The organism is Thiolapillus sp. (genome assembly GCF_048562965.1).
GTDB classification, from domain to species: domain Bacteria; phylum Pseudomonadota; class Gammaproteobacteria; order Chromatiales; family Chromatiaceae; genus Thiolapillus; species Thiolapillus brandeum_A.
The window spans coordinates 1-1451 of sequence record NZ_JBHNMF010000751.1; the positions used below are offsets into that span (position 1 = coordinate 1).

Consider the following 1451-nt stretch of genomic DNA (forward strand, 5'->3'; position numbering starts at 1 on the left):
AGTTGTTGCGTAGTGCTTGGTGACCAGGACGGCTGGGGCACCAATAGGTTGTCAAAGGCCGAGTCGATTTTGGGGACTGGGATGTCCCAAAATCTATCACGAGGCCGAAGACACGCTTGTGCAGTGCCTGCGCCATCCGCCGGGGGCGATCCGTGGATACCACTATGGGGCTGACGCCCCTGGAAGGCCTGGTCATGGGGACACGCAGTGGCGATCTCGATCCCGGGCTGATCCTGCATTTACTCGAACACATGGGCTATAGCCCGGAAGAGACGGACGAACTGCTCAACCATCAGAGCGGATTGCTGGGGCTTTCGGGGCTGAGCAATGACATGCGTACCCTGGAGGAATCGGCCCGGACCGGCAACCGGCAGGCGGAACTTGCCATCGAAGTGTTCTGCTTCCGCCTGGCAAAATCTGTTGCCGCGCTGACAGTATCCTGTGCACCACTGGATGCACTGGTGTTTTCCGGTGGCATCGGTGAAAACAGCGTGCTGGTCCGGAAACGCACCCTGGCCTGGCTGGAGCCGCTGGGCTTTGTCCTGGATAAACAGAAAAACGAGATGCACGGCGAAGACAGTGATGGGCGGATATCACCGAAAAATGCGCCCGATGTGCGCGTCATACCCACCGATGAGGAGGTCATACTGGCGCGGGGCGCCGTATCGCTGATAGCAGGAGAATCACCATGAACCGTATATTGCTGGCACCCATATCACGCCGTGCAGGCATCACATCCGTGCTGCTGGGTATCTATCACGGGCTGGAACGCACGGGTGCTCGGGTGGGGCTGATGAAACCCATCAGCCCGGTGGAAGACGGCAATGAAGACCGCACCATCGGCATTGCCCGCCAGATGCTTGGCCTCGACCATCCTGATCCTATCAGTCTGTCCGAAGCCCACCGTCTGCTGGACGATGATGGCGAGGACGGTCTGATGGAACGGGTAATCGGTTTCCAGCAGGCTGTTGCCGATGATGTGGACATACAGCTCATCGAGGGCGTGGCGCCCGACAACGCCGGTGATTATGCCGGTCCGGTGAATGCAGCGCTTGCCAGAAACCTGGGTGCCCAGGTGATTTTCGTGGCGGCGCCGGCGGGTGAAACGCCGGAACGGCTGGCCCGACACCTGGGGCTGGTCGCCCGTGCTTTCGAAAAGCGTCATGTGCCTGTTCTGGGTTGTATTCTCAACAAGGTGGGCGCACCGGAAGTGGAGCGTCTGCAGGTGGCTTCGGCACACGCTGTGCATACCTCGCTGAGAAACTGTGGCGACTATGTCGACAGCCTGCCGGCGCTGGTGGAGGAAATCCCCCTGATCGGTTGTATTCCCTGGCAGTAACTACTCACCCCTATCAGCATAGAGCTGTCCCGAAAAGGCCATTTGAATGGCGACCAGCGGATTGTATCCCTGATTTGCCATGGTCTGCAGGTAACTGGAGATGCGGCAATAG

2 protein-coding genes are annotated in these 1451 nt (G+C 59.3%); both read left to right on the forward strand.

What is annotated here, in order from left to right; all coding sequences use genetic code 11:
- Positions 1-116 precede the first annotated feature (116 nt).
- On the forward strand, positions 117-692 hold the full coding sequence (locus tag ACOCD2_RS19790; protein WP_293885262.1) for a hypothetical protein: 576 nt from the start codon (positions 117-119) through the stop codon (positions 690-692).
- Positions 689-1339 (forward strand): AAA family ATPase, encoded by a 651-nt coding sequence (locus tag ACOCD2_RS19795; RefSeq protein ID WP_419583754.1) that lies wholly within the window; start codon positions 689-691, stop codon positions 1337-1339. Before ACOCD2_RS19790 ends, ACOCD2_RS19795 begins: the two co-directional genes overlap by 4 nt.
- Positions 1340-1451 lie beyond the last annotated feature (112 nt).